General features: G+C 60.4%; 17 protein-coding genes. 7 read left to right on the forward strand and 10 right to left on the reverse strand.

What is annotated here, in order from left to right:
- Positions 1-138: 138 nt before the first annotated feature.
- On the reverse strand, positions 139-1269 hold the full coding sequence (locus P8014_RS13770) for an integron integrase (protein WP_337817901.1): 1131 nt from the start codon (positions 1267-1269) through the stop codon (positions 139-141).
- Positions 1270-2037: 768 nt separating this feature from the next.
- On the opposite strand from P8014_RS13770, the gene P8014_RS13775 reads away from it, so the two are divergent.
- The 5 genes from P8014_RS13775 to P8014_RS13795 all read left to right on the forward strand — a co-directional run bounded on the left by P8014_RS13775 (position 2038) and on the right by P8014_RS13795 (position 5649).
- A complete protein-coding gene (locus tag P8014_RS13775; RefSeq protein WP_337817902.1) occupies positions 2038-2673 on the forward strand; it encodes a hypothetical protein in 636 nt (211 codons plus the stop codon).
- Positions 2674-2830: 157 nt separating this feature from the next.
- Complete coding sequence (locus P8014_RS13780; protein ID WP_337817903.1) at positions 2831-3244, forward strand: hypothetical protein; 414 nt, start codon at positions 2831-2833, stop codon at positions 3242-3244.
- A 111-nt stretch (positions 3245-3355) separates the two neighbouring features.
- Positions 3356-3787 (forward strand): hypothetical protein, encoded by a 432-nt coding sequence (locus tag P8014_RS13785; RefSeq protein WP_337817904.1) that lies wholly within the window; start codon positions 3356-3358, stop codon positions 3785-3787.
- A 717-nt stretch (positions 3788-4504) separates the two neighbouring features.
- Positions 4505-5011: an AAA family ATPase gene (locus tag P8014_RS13790; RefSeq protein ID WP_337817905.1), complete on the forward strand. Its 507-nt coding sequence runs from the start codon at positions 4505-4507 to the stop codon at positions 5009-5011.
- A 104-nt stretch (positions 5012-5115) separates the two neighbouring features.
- A complete protein-coding gene (locus P8014_RS13795; RefSeq protein WP_337817906.1) occupies positions 5116-5649 on the forward strand; it encodes a hypothetical protein in 534 nt (177 codons plus the stop codon).
- 204 nt (positions 5650-5853) lie between these two features.
- Here the strand turns inward: P8014_RS13795 and P8014_RS13800 are convergent, their stop codons facing one another.
- Genes P8014_RS13800 through P8014_RS13830 form a run of 7 tightly spaced genes read right to left on the reverse strand, consistent with a single transcriptional unit; the run spans position 5854 to position 13370 of the window.
- Positions 5854-6387 (reverse strand): NADH-quinone oxidoreductase subunit B family protein, encoded by a 534-nt coding sequence (locus tag P8014_RS13800; RefSeq protein WP_337817907.1) that lies wholly within the window; start codon positions 6385-6387, stop codon positions 5854-5856.
- Positions 6388-6404: 17 nt separating this feature from the next.
- A complete protein-coding gene (locus P8014_RS13805) occupies positions 6405-7985 on the reverse strand; it encodes an NADH-quinone oxidoreductase subunit C (RefSeq protein WP_337817908.1) in 1581 nt (526 codons plus the stop codon).
- Positions 7982-9454, reverse strand: a complete 1473-nt coding sequence (locus P8014_RS13810) for a hydrogenase 4 subunit F (RefSeq protein WP_337817909.1) — start codon at positions 9452-9454, stop codon at positions 7982-7984. The genes P8014_RS13805 and P8014_RS13810 overlap by 4 nt, the downstream gene beginning before the upstream one ends.
- On the reverse strand, positions 9451-10128 hold the full coding sequence (locus P8014_RS13815) for a formate hydrogenlyase (RefSeq protein ID WP_337817910.1): 678 nt from the start codon (positions 10126-10128) through the stop codon (positions 9451-9453). Before P8014_RS13815 ends, P8014_RS13810 begins: the two co-directional genes overlap by 4 nt.
- The gene (locus tag P8014_RS13820; protein ID WP_337817911.1) at positions 10125-11078 is read right to left on the reverse strand and encodes an NADH-quinone oxidoreductase subunit H; all 954 of its coding nucleotides are present in this window, start codon (positions 11076-11078) and stop codon (positions 10125-10127) included. Before P8014_RS13820 ends, P8014_RS13815 begins: the two co-directional genes overlap by 4 nt.
- Positions 11075-13087 (reverse strand): hydrogenase 4 subunit B, encoded by a 2013-nt coding sequence (gene hyfB / locus P8014_RS13825; protein WP_337817912.1) that lies wholly within the window; start codon positions 13085-13087, stop codon positions 11075-11077. The genes P8014_RS13820 and hyfB overlap by 4 nt, the downstream gene beginning before the upstream one ends.
- A gap of 7 nt (positions 13088-13094) precedes the next feature.
- Positions 13095-13370 (reverse strand): helix-turn-helix transcriptional regulator, encoded by a 276-nt coding sequence (locus P8014_RS13830; protein WP_337817913.1) that lies wholly within the window; start codon positions 13368-13370, stop codon positions 13095-13097.
- A 169-nt stretch (positions 13371-13539) separates the two neighbouring features.
- Here P8014_RS13830 and P8014_RS13835 point away from each other — a divergent pair, with 169 nt between their 5' ends.
- Complete coding sequence (locus P8014_RS13835) at positions 13540-13944, forward strand: GFA family protein (RefSeq protein ID WP_337817914.1); 405 nt, start codon at positions 13540-13542, stop codon at positions 13942-13944.
- Positions 13945-14019: 75 nt separating this feature from the next.
- On the opposite strand, the gene P8014_RS13840 is transcribed toward P8014_RS13835, so the two are convergent.
- Together P8014_RS13840 and P8014_RS13845 are read right to left on the reverse strand one after the other, a co-directional pair.
- On the reverse strand, positions 14020-14772 hold the full coding sequence (locus P8014_RS13840; RefSeq protein ID WP_337817915.1) for a DUF1194 domain-containing protein: 753 nt from the start codon (positions 14770-14772) through the stop codon (positions 14020-14022).
- Between the two features lie 336 nt (positions 14773-15108).
- Positions 15109-16305 carry an AGE family epimerase/isomerase gene (locus P8014_RS13845; protein ID WP_337817916.1) on the reverse strand — a complete coding sequence of 399 codons (1197 nt, stop codon included), beginning with the start codon at positions 16303-16305 and terminating at the stop codon, positions 15109-15111.
- A gap of 110 nt (positions 16306-16415) precedes the next feature.
- On the opposite strand from P8014_RS13845, the gene P8014_RS13850 reads away from it, so the two are divergent.
- Positions 16416-17141, forward strand: coding sequence for a ComF family protein (locus tag P8014_RS13850; protein ID WP_337817917.1), 726 nt, complete (start codon positions 16416-16418; stop codon positions 17139-17141).
- Positions 17142-17755 lie beyond the last annotated feature (614 nt).

Raw genomic sequence — 17755 nt, forward strand, 5'->3', positions numbered from 1 at the left:
TTTGGCGCTAGGGGGAGGTCGGCTGGAGCATGGGGTCGCTACAGCCACTGTTGACCGATTGGTGTTACTCGCGTGACGTTTCTAGCAGGCTGGAATCGGCCACATCCGGCCGGCCAGGTGTTTGCCGAAACAGCCACATTAAAGGCCGCTTTGTTCTGAATACCAGCCCAACGCAGTTCTGAAATGGGCTTGGTAGTGGTAGCTCGGTGGATACACGACCACCACCGAGCCACCAGGCGACTTAGCCGTCCAGATTATCCAAGGGCTGACTACTTGACGTGTCGCTTCCAGCACGTGCGTGTAGATCATCGTGGTTTGCAGGCTGCGATGCCCCAGCAACAGCTGAATAGTTCGTATGTCCGTACCCGCAGCGAGCAGATGAGTGGCGAACGAATGACGCAGCGTATGCACACTGGCGTGTTTGAGCACACCGGCTTGAGTGAGGCCTGCACGGAACGCGCGTTGTATCGTCGAGTCAGAAGCATGCCATCGAGCTAGGCGACCGCTTTCTCCCCACGGCCGTAGCACCGCCGAAGGAAACACAAACTGCCATCCCCATGACGCCGAAGCAGAGGGGTATTTCCGGGCCAGTGCATTGGGCATCGGGGCGAGTCCCGCGCCATGAGATAAGTCCTTCTTGTGCTGCTCGGCAACACGAAGGAGATGTTGATGCAGTGGCACATGTAGTCTTTTGGGCAAAACGGTCGTTCGATCCTTGCCACCTTTGCCGGAACGCACCGTCAGACTGGCCGATGCGAAGTCTAGGTCTTTCACTCGCAGGGTCACGCACTCGCCTACACGTAACCCCGATCCATATAGAAGCTCGGCCATCAATCGAGAAGTGCCGTGCATGTGCGACAAGACCGCCTTCACTTCTTCTCGGGTCAATACAATCGGTACCCGATGGCGGCGTTGGATACGCTTGAGTCCGGTCATTTGATCCAGCGGTTTCTCAAGCACGGCATTGTAAAGAAACACCAACGCATTGAGCGCCTGGGTCTGGGTCGATGCCGACACGCGGCGCACGACTGCCAGATGATTCAAAAAGGCTTCGACACCCTTCTCATCTAGCGTATTGGGGTGGCGCTTGTGGTGAAAGTAGATGTACTGTCGAATCCAGTACGAGTAGCTATCCTCGGTTCGAGGACTGTAATGCCGACGACGGCAAACGATGGAGACCAGATCAAGCAGACGGGGTGGGGTTTGACCCCATGAGACTCGCTCCTGTAGACAAAAACCGAACAATAGCGCATGGGAGTCAGGGTGCATCCGCGTGTCCCTGTTTTCATGCATGCATATAGAGGCAGAGAGGTAACGTGATGTATCGAAATCAAATGGTTATAGTCGCTTCCCTCGCGTCTCTATATTAAAGAATGTCCGGACACACCGGTCTCTATATTTACTGTTAGCTGCCAAAAACAATGTACGAAGTAGACGGTAAGGACCAAGTTGTTGAGCTTAAGGAAGTGCCCCAATCCTCCGTTGGCGCACCAAATCCGATAGTCTTGGCCTGTGAACATGACGTATTGCTGACCTATTATCTTCAAGATTCCGCTGCGGGTTGGGATGGAACGACGGTCCGAATTGTCGGAACCGAATCAGAAGGTGAACCCGTGGCGGTTGTAAAGTTCAAGCGCTGCACTGCCCACATGTTTGGGCCGCCGAATGACGAAGCGTTTTCCGGACACCCGTTGGCATATCGCGGCCTAAACCCATGCGGCGTCTTTGAAGTCAAACACTCATCGTGGGTCCGTAGGCTAGAAAATATGAACGCCGTCCATCCGTACCATGACAAGAAACGGTACATGGAAAACAAAAAGCACTTTATCTTTGCGTTCCATGACACTACGTTTGAGTGTGTGGCTGAGGGTTTCACGGTTGAGGTTACAACCGGTTCGGTTCGGAGCATGGTTACGCACATGTTGGAGTCGGTCAGGTAATGGCAGCTAACCAAGCCATGAACACGGACAGTGAAAAGCGGCGCTCCTTCGTCGCACCGCTTTTCACTGCCGGTTATGGCGAACGTTAAGTTCTCAAATGGATGAGCTAGACGAAATACTCGGGGCGGAGAGGAAGGAGCCAACAACGTTCCACCCTGTGAATGAACGAAGCCATGATGCTTGGTTTCCAGGTAACGAGGCGGCTAGTTTAGTCATTCAAGTTGGCCACATCTGGGAGGATTTGCTGGCTCTTATCGAGCTACGAGCAAATGCTGCGGATGAATACAGTAAGCGACTACTGCTGAAATACGGAATAATCGAAGTACGCTCGCTCATTGAAGTGTTTGATCGCCTTCAATCTATCGTAATGAAAGCGAATACTTTCGATCCTCGTGAAAGGCAAGGCTGGAGGGAAATTACAGCCGAAGAAAAAGAAAAGGCTAAAGAACTCTTCAAGGCCTATTCCGAAGCAAAGAAAGGAACTTCTCAGAAGGTAATCGATATTCGAAACACAATTGGCGCACACCGGGGCTGCCTAGATTGGCAGCAAGTAATGGTTTTCTGGGATTCCGTCACACCCGATTTAATCAATCCGTTGCTTGCAACTATTCCACCCGCCTTCGACTTCGTGAAGGAATTGGATTTGTTCGAATGGAACAGGGTGCCAAGGGAAGGATCCATCGAGGTGATTGGGGGCATGTTGAGGCCGGAGTATTTCGAGGTAACGGAATGAACTTAACAAGTAGGTCAACTCGTTCGCCTACGGCTCACTGGGACGTTCAACACTCCGCGCCAGCTCGCGCATGCCTTCGGCATTGTTGCGCGAGCCGTCGCTCCATGTTGAACGCCCGTTACCATGGGCGTTAGGCATACAAGATTATGGAGACATCATGAAAGTCATCAGTGAAGATGAAATCATGAACGCTTATATCGAGTCAAACCCAAATTTATGGGTACGTGAGGTTCATCATTTATTACAACGGCGCGGATTTTATTTTTACGAGACACCATTACCCAATCACGACCTTGGTTCTATTTATCGGTTTGAAGTATTAATTACACACACAACACCATTTACTCCTAACGAGAATTGCACAGTCAAGATCAGCTCTCTAGCAGTGACCGGCACTGGAGGTCCTGACTTTCCACTATTCTCATATGAATATAAGGTAAAAATCACACCACCAGAAAACGAAGTAAACCAGTGCGAATGGTCAATGCTTGAAAACAAGTTTATAAAAAAAGCTTTTGAAATAACGAAGTCAGCGAATACTGTTGCCGTTGAGGCTAATATAGTTAACTAATAATGCCTAACAATTACATCAAGATCGTTCGCTCTCGCTCACTGGGACGCCGCTATCGCGGCGCCCCTTATGTAGAGCGTTAGGAGCCTGAGTGTCTCAAAGGAAATATTGATGTCAGATATAGAATTTGCGAAATATTTTGCCGAGAGATTCTGGAGATTCAGGAAAATCGAGGCGCAGTGTGTCAGAGGAAAATCAAAAGATAACCATTGTCATGCAGCGTTTGTTCTTCTGAAAGATATGGAGCTTTGCTTTGCGGCAAGAGCTTACTACTCCTGTCTTTTGATCTCTTTTACAGCCATTGAATCCTGCTTAAACCACGAGAATGTGCCTGGCAGAAACATGCACGAGAAAATCCAGAATTCGGGATACGCTGACGAATTAGATTGGTTAAGAGTTTTGCGGAACGATATTGTTCATAGAGGAAAGGTGGATCACGTAATTTACGATGAGGAAGAGCAGCAGCTTGAAGAACAATGCGTTAAAGCCTTCGTTCTTGCTCATACGATCTTCCATGACCCTGTCAAAACACCTAACCAGTAGTTGCAGTTCGTTCCGGCCCTGACGGGCCTCCACCGGACCGGTTTTCCAGCGCGGTTGCGCTTCCAAACCGGCCGCTGAACATCAACGTTAGCCAGAGGAGAGCCATGCATATTCCAATATCTCGCGATCCAACTCGATCAATATCGGTAGATCCGCATAGGACGATATCTATTGATCCGAGGCGATCTATATCGAAAGATCCAAATCGTACTATTTCTATAGATCCTTTTAGGACAATATCAATCGATCCAAGGCGGACTATATCCATTGATCCTAATAGGACGATATCAATAGATCCTCATAGAACAATTTCGATTGACCCAAGACGGACGACATCGATTGATCCCAACCGATCCATTAGTATCGATCCGATTCGTTCGTTGCAAATTCCAGGGAAATATATTTTTGACCTGAACCACAACCCTGTCGGCTTTACGGTGTCTGCGAATGAGAGGGTCATGCTCTTGTTCGACACGAACCGGAATTGGACGGGATTTGCAGTCTCTAATAACCACGATGGTTACAACCAGTTCGATATCAACAGGAATTGGTTGGCGTTTTGGGTTTCCTCGGGAGCAGGAAATTTCAATGTATTTGACCTAAACAAGCGGTGGACTCATTTCACAACTTGACGAAAATAATGGCTAACAAGTCGCGTCACTCGGACGCACTAAAGTGCGCCGGTGCGCTCGGGCGTTATATACAAGGAATAGACATTTGAGTTGTCCAACGCTATATATATTTTCCGGTTTGCCTGCGGTTGGAAAATCTACACTTGCTCAACTGCTTTCGAAACATCTACGCATCTTATATGTCCGCATTGACACTGTTGAACAAGGATTACGGGATTTATGTGATCTGGAGCTAGAAGGTGAAGGTTATCAGCTCAGTTATCGGATTATTCAGGATAATTTGCTGTTGGGTCTTAGTGCTATTTCCGATTCTTGTAACACCGAGGAGTTTGTTCGTCGGGAGTGGGAGGCGGTTGCCACGAATGTAGGTGCGAAATTTGTAAACATTGAAGTCGTTTGTACCGACCCAAAAGAGCATGAGCTACGAACCATTAAACGAAAAAGCACTGTGGCAAATCTTAAGCCTCCTAGTTGGGATAAGATTAAAAACCGAGTTTACGAACCTTGGAGTTCAGAAGTTATAACGATTGACACAGCAGGTTCGAGTGTTGATGATTCATTAAAAGAACTCTTGGCAAAGTTGGGTGTGTGACGATTGTATATAACAAGTTGCTGCACCGGAAAAATGGCTCGCTGGCGCTCGTCATTTTCCAGTGAGCAAAGCGTTAGCTTTTATAAAACACAAAACATATGCACATGAATCAACTCAATGTCGAAACCCCAATAGGTACGCTACTATTTCAGGTAACAGCAGGTGAAGGCGATATTGAAAAGGCGCATTTATCAGAATGCACTATAGAACCCATAATCCCAGATGGAATGAGTGTTGAAGGCTGTAAAGCGGTACTTTTAAGAAATACCCCAATTACACCTCTCAAGGATGTAGTTTTTTCTTGTACGTGGCATGCACTGAAGGAAAACGGCTACGGGAATTCCGGCGAGGGTCTAGATGCTTGGGAATGGGAGCATAATAAAACGCTGGTTATGATTGGCACCGAAGATGATGAGTATCTAGGTTCAAGAGTAAAGCTGAAAGAAACTACTTCAGCCTATTACCCAATAACAATGGAAGGCAACAGTATAAAAATACATGTCAGTGAGCATCCTGCAAATAAAGAACTTACTCTTCATTTCGTAATTTCATGGAATTCAGTCCCAGAAGAAGTTGATAGTTCTTGTTGGTTTGCAGTTGATATTCCACATAAGGGGGTGCTGCAAGAATGCAACTAAAAGCTAACAAGGCGCTCGTTCGGACGCAAACTACGCTGCGCTTCGTTTGCGCCGCACAGCTTGGTCGTTGAACGGCCGCTGTTGGCTCTGGAACAGACAGTGTGACACGTACAAGCAACTGGCAGCTTGGGGTCGACTCTTGCCCCCTCAGAGATTCGAGACCAAGGTCCGCTTCCTACGGAGCGATGTGTGTTTGGGTGAGAGCTAGGCCTCTGCGTCGCCTCCAACCTTCGCCTCTAGCGCCGCCAACAACCCTCGCATCAAATCTTCCGGTGCAGGTGGACAGCCGGGAATCTTGACGTCCACCGGCAGAACGTTTTCCACCGCACCGCAGCTGGCGTAGGACACGCCGAACTCGCCGCCGTCGCAGGCGCATTGGCCAGCGGCGATGACGAACTTGGGCGTCGGCGCGGCGCGCCAGGTGCGGCGTAGCGCGGTTTCCATGTGCCGCGATACCGGGCCGGTGACCAGCAGGGCGTCGGCGTGGCGCGGCGAGGCGACGAAGCTGACGCCGAAGCGCTCCAAGTCGTAATAGGGGTTTCCCAGGGCGTGAACCTCCAGCTCGCAGCCGTTGCAGGAGCCGGCGTCGACGTGGCGCAGCGCCAGGCTGCGGCTGAAGCGGGCGTCGATGGCGCGGCGCAGTTCGAGGCCGAGCGCTTCCAGCGCCGCGTCGTCGGTGGCCGGGGCGGGCTCGGTGAGGCTGCCGGTGCGCAGGATCTGGGCGAGGATGCGAAGCATGGTCGTCTACCGTTTCACTACAGGTCGACTCCTGAATAGGAACCGTTGACCGATTTGTTGCACACCGGGAAGTCCGGCACGATGTTGCCGTGGATCAGCCGCTCCAGCGCCGGCCAGGCGAACCAGCTCGGATCGCGCGGGAAGTAGCGGGCGATGTGCCCTTCGTCGCCGAAGCGTACCCAGGCCAGCGTTTCGCCACGCCAGCCTTCCACCAGCCCGAGTCCCTGCGCACCGGGCGCCGCGGCGGGCAGCTCGGCGACGATCTCTCCCCCCGGCAGGGTGTCCAGCAGCCGGTCCATCAGGTCCAGGCTGTCGAGCAGTTCGGCCATGCGCACGCGCACCCGCGCGGCGACGTCGCCCTCGGTTTCCGCCACCGCTGTCACCTGTAGTTCGTCGTAGGGCGCGTAGGGGGCGTCGCGGCGCAGATCGAAGCTCTGCCCGCTGGCCTTGCCCATGTAGCCGACGCAGCCCAGCGCCTTGGCATCCTCCGCGCTCAGCACGCCGGTGCCGACCAGGCGGTCTTCCAGCGGCGGGTGATCGTCGAGGATGTCGAACAGTGGTGTCAGCTCGCGGCGCAGGGCGGTGTGGTCGGCGCCTAGCGTTGCGATCTGCGCGGCGCCGAGATCGCGGGCGACGCCGCCGGGCACCATGCTGTCCATCAGCAGGCGGTGGCCGAAGCAGTCGCGGTTGCGGCGCTGCCAGCGCTCGCGCAGGCGCGCGGTCTGCAGATGGGCGAAGGCGAAGCCGACGTCGTTGCAGATCGCGCCGATGTCGCCGAGGTGGTTGGCGACGCGCTCGCGTTCGGCGAGCAGGCCGCGCAGCGCCAGTGCGCGTGGCGGTACGCGGGCGGCCACGGCGTGCTCCATGGCCTGGCAGGCGGCCCAGGCGTGGGCCACCGCGCTGTCGCCGGAGACGCGCGCGGCCAGACGCGCGAGTGCGGCGGGGTCGCGACCCACGGCGAGATGTTCGATGCCCTTGTGCACGTAGCCCAGACGTTCCTCCAGGCGCAGCACGGGTTCGCCCGCGGCGTGGAAGCGGAAGTGGCCGGGCTCGATGATGCCGGCGTGCACTGGGCCGACCGGGATCTCGAACACGCCGTTGCCCTGCAGGGGAACGAACGGGTAGTCGGCGTCGGCCGGCGTGCGGCCCGGCGCCGGGGCGTCGGCCGAGGCGTCGGGATGCAGCGGGTGCCGGGTTTCCGGCCAGGCGCGGTGGCGGGTCCAGCGGCGCGCGTCCGGGTGGTCCGTGAAGACCACGCCGAACAGGTCGCGCGCGTGGCGCTCCAGGCGGTCGGCGGCGGGGTAGTGCGGCGTCTGCGAGGTGAATTCGGGGGCCGTGAGCGGCGTTTCTCCGCTCAGCAGCAGATGGTCGCCGGCGTATTCCAGCACGCAGTAGAGCCGCATGTGCTCTGCATCGGCATCGGCCCACATGCCGGCCCAGCGGCAGCCGTGCTCGGCGGCGACGGCGGCGGCGGGTCCCCAGTCGGCGGAGGCGAGCGCGAGGCTTTGCGTGGGCGCCGGAACGGGAACGTCGTGCGCGTCGATGCCGGCCGCCTGCAGGCGGGCCCGGAAGTCCGGCAGCCAGGCGAAGCGGCTCATAGCAGATGGGCTCCGGCGATCAGTTGGGTGGCGCTGTCCAGCCAGTGCGCGAGCAGGCCGGGGATAGCCAGACCCAGCCACAGCACCAGGGCGAGGTGCAGTACGACCGGCAGCATGTTGGCCTTCACCGGGCGCTGTTCGGCCGGCGCGGCGCCGTAGACCATGGGGTGCAGATGTCGGAACAGGCCGGCGAAGGCGACCACCAGGCCGAGCAGCAGCACGGCGGCGAATACGGGTGCGGAGTGCAGGGTGGCGGTGAGCAGCAGGAACTCGCTGGTGAAGATGCCGAAGGGCGGGAAGCCGGCGATCGCCACCACGCCGACGAGCAGCGGCCAGCCGACGCCGGGTTGGGTGCGGATCAGGCCGCGGATGTGGTCGATGGACTGGGTGCCGGCGATGTGCACGGCATGACCGACGGTGACGAAGATGGCCGACTTGGTCAGCGAGTGCACCAGCATGTGCAGCAGCGCGGCGAAGGTCGCCAGCGGCCCGCCCAGGCCGAAGCCGAAGGTCATCAGCCCCATGTGTTCGATGGAGGAGTAGCTGAACAGCCGCTTGACGTCGCGCTGGCGGTGCAGGAACAGCGCGGCGACCAGGAACGAGACCACGCCGAAGCCCATCAGCAGATGGCCGGCCAGGTGTGGCGTGGCGGTGTCGGCGAGCGCGCCGTCGACCAGCATTTTGAGCCGCACCACGGCGTACAGGGCGACGTTGAGCAGCAGTCCGGAGAGGATCGCCGAGATCGGCGTGGGGCCCTCGGAGTGCGCGTCGGGTAGCCACTGGTGCATGGGCACCAGGCCGACCTTGGTGCCGTAGCCAACCAGCAGGAAGACGAAGGCGATACTCATCACCGCCGGCTGCAGCTGTGAGCTGTGCGCGTGCAGCACGCTCCAGTTCAACCCCTGGGCCGGGTCGGGCAGGGCGTGCTGGGCGGCGAAATAGGTCAGTACGGTGCCGAACAGGGCGAGCGCGATGCCCACGCCGCAGAGGATGAAGTACTTCCACGCCGCTTCCACCGACTCCGGCGTGCGGTATAGCGAGACCAGCAGCACGGTACTCAGAGTGGCGCCTTCGACCGCCACCCACAGCACGCCGAGGTTGTTGGTGGTCAGCGCCAGCAGCATGGTGAACATGAAGCTCTGGTACATGGCGTGGTACAGGCGCAGCCCGTGCGGGCCGGTCAGGCGCGTGTGCAGCACGTGCTGCATGTAGGGGCGCGAGAAGATCGAGGTGGTCAGGCCGACGAAGCTGGTCAGCACCACGAGGAACACGTTGAAGGCGTCCACGCGCAGACCGAATCCGGCGACCACGCCATGCTGCGCGACCTGCCAGGCGAGCACGGCGGAGGCGGCGAAGGACAGCGCGCCCAGTGCCACGTTGACCCAGCCGGCGAGGCGGTCGCGGCGCAGCAGAGCCAGCAGCAGCGCGCCGGCCAGCGGCGTGAAGGTGGTCAGCAGCAGCGCGCTCACGGCCGTTCTTCCTCGGCCTCGCTGAGGCGGTTGAGGTGGTCGACGTCCAGCGAGTCGATGCTTTCGCGAAGCTGGAAGAAGAACACGCCGAACAGCACCATGGCGACCAGCACGTCGAAGGCCACGCCCAGCTCCACCACCAGCGGCATGCCGCCGGTGGCGCTCACCGCGGCGAGGAACAGGCCGTTCTCCATGGACATGAAGCCAAGCACTTGCACCACCGCCTGGCGGCGCACGACCATCATCAGTAGTCCGACCAGCACTACCGCCAGACTGATGGCGACGATGTTGCGCGTGAACTCCAGGCCCTGCTGCACGATGGGCAGCACCAGCCAGTAGCTGAACACCACCAGACCGACGGCGGCGCCGGCGGCGAGGATGGGGTGGGCGAGTTCGTCGCGCTGGCGTGACAGGCCGAGGCGACGCACCAGGCGATGCAGCATCCACGGGATCAACAGCGCCTTGAGGGCGAAGGTGAGCGCGGCGGAGAAGTAGAGTTCCGGCGCGTGGTCGGCGATCGCGACTATGAGCGTGACCGCGGCGACATGCGCGCCCTGCCAGGCGAAGGCGTGGATCGCAGATTGCAGCCGCGGCTGCGCGAGCAGGGCGAAGGAGGCGAACAGGGCCAGCGCGGCGAGCACCAGGACGATGGAATGCAGCGGCGGCAGGTTCACAGTCCCTGCTCCAGGATCACGTGGCTGAGCAGGCCGAGCAGGGCCAGCAGAAAGGCGAGGCTGAGGAAGGACGGCGCCCGGAACAGGCGTTTCTTGGCCAGCACAGTCTCGGCCACCGCCAGCAACAGGCCGAGCAGCGCCAGCTTGGCGACGATCGCCAGTGCACCGGCAGCCAGCGCCGATAGCGTGGGCGTCGTGGCGATGCCCCAGGGGAAGAAGACGTTGGCGATGAGCGCGCCGTAGAGCATCAGGCGCAGCTGCGCGGCCCATTCCAGCAGCGCCAGGTGACGGCCGGAGTACTCCAGCACCATGGCTTCATGGATCATGGTCAGTTCGAGATGCGTGCTGGGATTGTCGATCGGGATGCGGCCGGTCTCGGCGATGGCTACCAGCACCAGCCCGCCGAGGGCGAACAGCGTGGACGGCAGCAGCAGCGAGCCGCCGGCCAGCTGGTGATCGACCATGCCGGCGAGGTTGGTGCTGTGCGCGGACATGGCCAGCGTGAACACGGCCATGAGCAGGGCCGGTTCGGCCAGCCCCGAGACCATCATCTCACGGCTTGCGCCCATGCCGCCGAAGGCGGTGCCGACATCCATGCCGGCCAGCGCCATGAAGAAGCGTGCCAGGCCAAGCAGACCGGCGACGACGATGACGTCGGCGACCGTAGCGGTCGGCAACTTTGTGGCGATGAGCGGCACCGCGGCGGCGGCGAGCCAAGTGGCGGTGAAGACGATATAGGGCGTGACCCGGAACAGCGGCGAGGCGGTGTGCGCCACACGTGCTTCCTTGGCGAACAGCTTGCGCAGATTGCGCGCCGGCTGCAGTACCGAGGCGCCGCGGCGGTTCTGCAGCACCGCCTTGGCCTTGCGCACCCAGCCCACCAGCAGCGGCGCGAGCAGCAGGTAGACGAGTGCCTGCACGGCGGCCAGTGCGAGGTCGACGGTGTTCACAGAGTCACCAACCAGAGCAGCAGGAGCAGCGTGCCCAGGGTCCAGCCGAGGTATACGCGCAGGCTGCCCGCCTGCAGGCGGGTGACCAGACGCGTCAGGCGGTCGAGCCAGCGCGCGAGTGGTGCGTAGAACAATGCCCAGCTGCGGTCTGCGATCCGCAGGCGGTAGCGCACGGTGGTCTCGCCGCTCGGCTCGACGCTCTCGTCGATGTGCAGCAGCGGCGTGAACACACGGCGCAGCGGCTGGGCGAAGGCGGTGGCGGTGTATTGCATGTGCGCGTTCGGCGGCGCGAAGCCGCAGTCCCAGGCGTCGCTGCGCCGGATGCGGCGCACCGCGCCGCGCCTGACGGCGACGGCCGCCAGTGCCGAGAGCAGCAGCAGCGCGATCAGCACGACGGGAGCGCTGTAGCTCGCGGTGGCCGGCGCGATCGGCGTGAGCCACAGCCAGCCCTGCGCGCCGACCTGCGGCAGTTGGGTGCCGAGCAGCTCATGCGGGACTTTTTCGATCCAGGCGATGATCGTGGTAGGGAATACGCCGGCGGCCACGCACAGTGCGGCGAGCAGACCCTGTCCGATGCGCATGCTCAGCGGTACCTGGCGGGCACGACGCACGTGGCGGGTGCGCGCCTGACCGAGGAAGGCCGTGCCGTAGGCCTTGACGAAGGCTGCTGCGGCCAGCGCCGCGCTGAGCGCCAGCACCGCAGCGGCGACCGGAATGAGCGTGCGCAGCAGCCCGCTCTCCAGTTGCCAGGTCTGCAGCGCGGCCTGGAAGGTAAGCCATTCCGAAACGAAGCCGTTGAGCGGCGGCAGGCCGGCGATGGCCAGGCTGCCGACGAGGAAGAAGCTGCCCGTCCACGGCATGCGCCGCAGCAGCCCGCCCATCTGGTCGAGGTCACGTTCGTGCGCGCTGTGCAGGATGGCGCCGGCGCCCATGAACAGCAGCCCTTTGAACAGGGCGTGGTTGAGCGCGTGGTAGAGCGCGGCGACCAGCGCCAGCGTGCCGAGCAGGCGGTGGCCGGTGCCGAGGAAGATCAGTGCGAGGCCGATGCCGATGAACACGATGCCCAGGTTCTCCACCGAGGAGTAGGCGAGCAGGCGCTTGAGGTCGCTCTGCATCAGCGCCAACAGTACGCCGATCAGCGCCGAGGCGCAGCCGATCAGCAGCACGCCGACCCCCCACTGCCAGTGCGTCTGCCCCAGCAGGTCGAAGACGAAACGCAGAAAGCCGTAGACCGCCACCTTGAGCATGGCACCGGACATCAGCGCGGAGATGTGCGAGGGCGCGGCGGGATGCGCCTCGGGCAGCCAGGCGTGCAGCGGTACCAGGCCGGCTTTCATGCCGAAGCCGGCGAAGGCCAGGGAGAAGGCCACGCTGGCCCACAGGAACGACGGATGTGCGGCGCGCAGAGCGTCGAAGCCGAAACCGCCGCCGAAGTTAGCCAGCACGCCGAAGGCCAGCAGGATGCACAGCCCGCCGATGTGGCCCATGAGCAGGTAGAGGAAGGCGGCGCGGCGGTTGCTGGCGTTGTCGTGCTGGAAGGCGACGAGGAAGTAGCTCGCCAGGGTCATCAGCTCCCAGGCGACCATGAACATGAAGGCGCCGTCGGCCAGTACCACCAGGAGCATGCCGAGCAAAAAGAGGCCGGAGAAAAAGCCCAGCGCGGATAGCGGGTCGCGGCCGCGCTCGAAATCGCGTACATAGCCCATGCCGTAGATGCCGACGGCTAGCGTCAGGGCGCCGATCAGGCTGAGGAAGAAGCCGGCAAGAGCATCCACGTGCAAACGCCAGGGATGCCAGGGCAGGCCGAGCGGCAACTGCACGGTGGCGCTTTCGCCGCTCGCCAGCACCATCATCCCGCAGACCAGTGCGCTCAGCCCGGCCAGGGCGAACAGCGGCAGTGCCAGCCGACGCAGCAGGCCGGGGCGTTGCGCAGTGGCCGGCAAGCTCGCCAAGGACGAGGCGAGTGCCAGTCCTAGCGAAGCCGTTGCCGATGTCCATACCGCGTCCATAATCGTTTCAGGCGTTAGCCTCGCCGTTGTCGGAGGCGGGTGCCTTGAGGCGGACGCCGCGTCCGCCTGCGGTGCTGCTGGCGCCTTCGCCGAGCAGTTCCAAGCCGGCGCGGTCCAGTGCATCCACCACCCGCACCAGCGATTCGACGTTGCCGCGGACCTGACCTTCGCTGCCTTCCATGCGCTGGATGGTGGGCAGGGACAATCCCGCAGCTTCGGCAAGCTGCCGCTGGTCGATTCCGAGCAGCGCGCGGGCGGCTCGCATTTGGCTGGCGGTGATCATTGCGGTGCGTAATCGGATATTTTGAAAAATTAATTATGGAATTCCGTAAATCCATAATCAAGTATCAAACATCACTATTGATATTTTAAGCTGTATTAGGGCGGTCTTATGTTGAGGCGATCGAGGTTTGGTGCCAATCTCTGGCCGAATTGGAGATGGGGAGACGACGATGCTTGAGGGAGGCTGTCACTGCGGCTCATGCCGCTACGCGATAGACCTGGAGGCGCTGGCAGACGTTGCCGTCTGTCACTGTTCGATATGCCGCCGCACCACGGGGGGCACGCATGTGACCTGGGCAACAGTGCCCGTTGGGGCTTTTCGCTGGACTGCGGGCGAAGCGCGCCGCTACAGCGCATTGGCAGGCAGCGATCGCTATTTCTGTTCGGATTGCGGCGCGCAGTTGGCGCTTTGGACGGCGCTTTCGCCGGACACGATAGACGTCAGCGTGAGCACGCTGGATGATGCCGACCATTATCCGCCGGATCGGCATATTTGGGTCGGAAGTCGTCTGGCCTGGGTAACGCTGGATGATGGTTTGGCGCAGGAGGACGAGGAAATCTACCCGGACGCCTGACGGGCGAGGCTAATTAGAACGAAAACGGCGGCCCGAAGGCCGCCGCCGAAGCGTAAAGCGATCCGACACTCGGGATCAGAGCATGCGCCGACGCAGCGCCACAAAGCCGACCAGTGTCATCAGACCGAAGCCCAGCATGCCCAGCGAGGACGGTTCGGGCACGTCGCCACCGTGAATCTCGCGATACAGCTTCTGGTAGACGGCGTTCTGGAAGTCGGAGAAGCTGTTTGCAGCGATCAGGAACGCCCCCGTTCCGCCAACGATGTTGTTTTGATACCAGGTGGTGAGGCCGGTACTGCCGATAGGTAGGCCGTTGATCGTGTCCACACCGGCAGTCAGCGCGTTGTTGCGCGCCGCCGCGGTGTCGGTTCCATCGTTTTGAGTGCCGTCACCTGACACGTCGATGACCCAGCGGCTGCCCTCGTAGCCGTTGTTGCTGAACAGCGGCACAGCGTAGTTGACGGCGCTGCCCGGTGCGGTTTGGCCGGAGAAGGCGCGGCTGGTCGAGGAGATGGCCGAGGCAAAAGCGCTCGAACTGGTCGCATCCGTGATCTGGCTCCAGCCCACGAGCTGAGACTGCTGACTAGCGCCTGACCACTCGACATAGGTAACGGCGATCCCGCCCGGCAGTCCCGCGATCAGGTTCTGGATGGTTGCGTTGTTGAAGGCATTGATGTAGCCCGTTTTCTGCAGGTTGTACTCGGTGCTGCTCACGCTGCCCGAGACATCGACCAGCAGTGCGAGTTCGAGGTCGACCGGTACGGCGCGCGCAGCGTTGGCGGCGACGAGTGCAAATGCGGCAATTGCAATAAGAAGTATGCGTTTCATGTGGAGGCCCCCCCAATTCAGGCCGGACTACAGAAAAGTCTCTATTACGTTATGTGCGGAGATCATCGTGGATCGCCTGTATGGAGAGTAAGCATATTGCGAGCCAGGCATGAGGGATGGAATTTAATTTAATTAAAAATCAATTAGTTATAATTTTTATCGAGCATGAGAGTAAAGTCTTGCTGTCGAATTATTACGATATTGTAAGTTTTATCGACGGGATAACTATAGACAAGCGTATCCGCCTCCTTCCCGCGCGGCGGATACGGTGAGGCTTTTCTCCCCACGAAGGGCAGTTTGAGGATCGGGCAGTCGCTGTTCGAGTGCGGTCGCGGGTCAGTCCGATGTTTGACGGTCCAGCAGACCAAGCACTTCGTAACAGGCGCCCATGGTGTGGTAGTCGACTTTACCCGCCGGACTCTTCTCGTCGCTGTACTTGCTGTTGTCGCGCCGCAAAATGCGATACCAGGCGCCGTATTCGTGGTCGACGAAGTGCGCCCAAGCGTAGTTCCAGATGCGGTCATACCAGTCCCAGTAGCGTACGTCGCCGCTGCGCGTCGCGAGCACAGCGGCGGCAGTCAGCGACTCGGCCTGAACCCAGAAATATTTGTCGTCGTCGCAGATGGAACCGTCGGGTGCGAAGCCGTAACAAATACCGCCGTACTCGGGGTCCCAGGCTCGGGCGAGTGCGGTATCGAACAGATGCTGTGCGGTCGGCAGTTGCCAATCGCGCGGCGCGTGTCGCTCCAGGATCAGCAGCAGTTTGGCCCATTCGGTTTGGTGTCCGGGCTGGAAACCCCATGGTCTGAACAGGTGTTTGGGGTTGTCGAGGTTGTAGTCCCAATCGGGTTCCCAGTTCGTGTTGTAGTGTTCCCAGACCAGACCGCCGGCCTTGGCGGCCTGACGGCGCGTCATGTGGTCGGCGACGCTCAGCGCGCGGTCTAGGTAGAGCTGTTCGCCGCTGGTCTCGTAGGCGGTCAGCAGCGCTTCGCACATGTGCATATTGGCGTTCTGTCCGCGGTAGGCTGTGAAGCACCAGGAGGCGTCGGCCTCGTCCCGGTAGAGGCCGGCGTCGGCGTCCCAGAAGCGCGTTTCCAACAGATCACGGGTTTCGTCCATCCAGGGCCGGGCTTCGGCGATGCCCGCACGCACGGCGCTGGCGTAGGCCAGAAGCACGAAAGCCAGGCCGTAGGCGTGGTTGGTCCGGTCGTTCGGCTCGCCGTCGAGTAGCGTCCAGGCATAGCCGCCGGTGTCGGAGTCGCGGTGCACGTCGCGCAGGTAGGCGAGGCCGTGGCACGCCGCGTCGAGGTAGGCGGGATCGCCGAAACGGAGCGCGGCCATGGCATAGTTGAAGACGAAGCGTGTACTGCTGACCAGGTGCCGATGATGACGGTCGTAAATTTCGCCGTCGTCACGGAAATACTGGAAGTAGCCGCCGGCCGGGTCGATACAGCGTGGATGATAGAAGGCCATGGTCTTGCGCACGTGTTCCAGCAGGAACTCGGAGGAGCGGAAGTCGGGGGCGTCGCTCATGTCGTAGCCTGTGGATGTTGGATCGGAAACTGGCGGGCTGTGCCGGACCAATAGCATAGTCTACATGGCCCTATGCCCGTGCTGTGCTGTGCTGTGCTGGGGGATTCTAGATGCGAACCATGGTTTATCCTCGACTGTTGCGACAACTGCTGGACGCCGTGTATCCGAGGGCTTGCGTGCTTTGCGGTGCTTCCGGCGCGCAGGGTCGTGATCTGTGTGCGGCTTGTGCGGCAGAGCTGCCGCACGTGGCCTGCGCCTGCAGCCGCTGCGGGCGACCGCTGATCCGTTCGGGCGGGAACGTCTGTGGGCGCTGCCTCAGGAAACCGCCGCCCTATGCCGATGTGTTCGCGCCGTTGCGTTATGCCGAGCCGGTGGATCGCCTGATTGCGGAATATAAATTCCGTGGTCGGCTGACGCATGCGGCGTTGTTTTCCGCCTTGCTGATAGAGGCGGCCGAAGCGTCGGAGCGCCGTCCGCCCGAACTGTTGCTGCCGGTGCCGCTGCATCGCTCGCGCCTGCGTGAGCGCGGCTACAACCAGGCCCTGGAACTGGCGCGTCCGCTGGCCCGTCATTGGGGAGTACGGGTGGACGCGTTCGCGCTGACGCGCGTGCGTGCCACCGCTGCGCAGATGCAGCTGCCGGCCAAGCAGCGGCTGAAAAACGTGCGCGGAGCGTTTGCTTTGCGCGAGGGTGTCCGCCTGCCGGAGTCGGTGGCCGTGATCGACGATGTGATGACCACTGGAGCGACCGTGTCCGAGATCGCCAAGTTGTTGCGCCGGGCTGGGGTGAAGCGGGTTGAGGTGTGGGCGGTGGCTAGGGCTGGGGTTGGACGCTAGCGGGTGTGGCGCGAGGAGCAGCGTTTTCTTCTGGTGGCTAGGATCTGCTTCGTGCGCGATTCGAGGTATGTCGTTTCTGTTGGTGACTCGGTGGGAGTTTTTCCTGTTTTTGGCGCTGAGGCACGTTTCGTGCGCGAATCAGCGTTAGGTAGTGCTGGTCTTACGTGAGTGACGCGCCCGAGTACCTTTCTTTGCACGCCCAAAGAAAGGTACGAAAGAAAGGCACCCGAAAGGCCTTGTCCCTACGGGCAGACCTCGAGCGCACACCCCGTCGCGGGGCGCCGCAGGCACTTGCCATCCTGGCAAAGCCTGCTCGGGCGGCATCCCTGCCGCCCGACCCCGCGCCGGGGCGCACGCTCGAGGCAAGGCCAAACGGGAAGCGGGGAGTCAAAACAGAACGTATCCCAAACGCTTGATCTGCTATCAAACTGACTCAGAACGATTCAGCTTCGGACTCGCCCGGTTTTGACGTTTAGTCCCCCCTGATCGCTTGCTTCGCGAACGTGCGCCTGGGCGGGGATGGCCGGCAGGACGCCGGCCAAGCAGCCTTTCGCCTGGACGGCGAATGACTGCGGGCCCCGTTCAGGGGTGCGTTCGCGAGGTTGCCCGTAGGG

It is taken from the genome of Acidihalobacter sp. (assembly GCF_037381185.1).
Taxonomy (GTDB): Bacteria; Pseudomonadota; Gammaproteobacteria; order DSM-5130; family Acidihalobacteraceae; genus Acidihalobacter_A.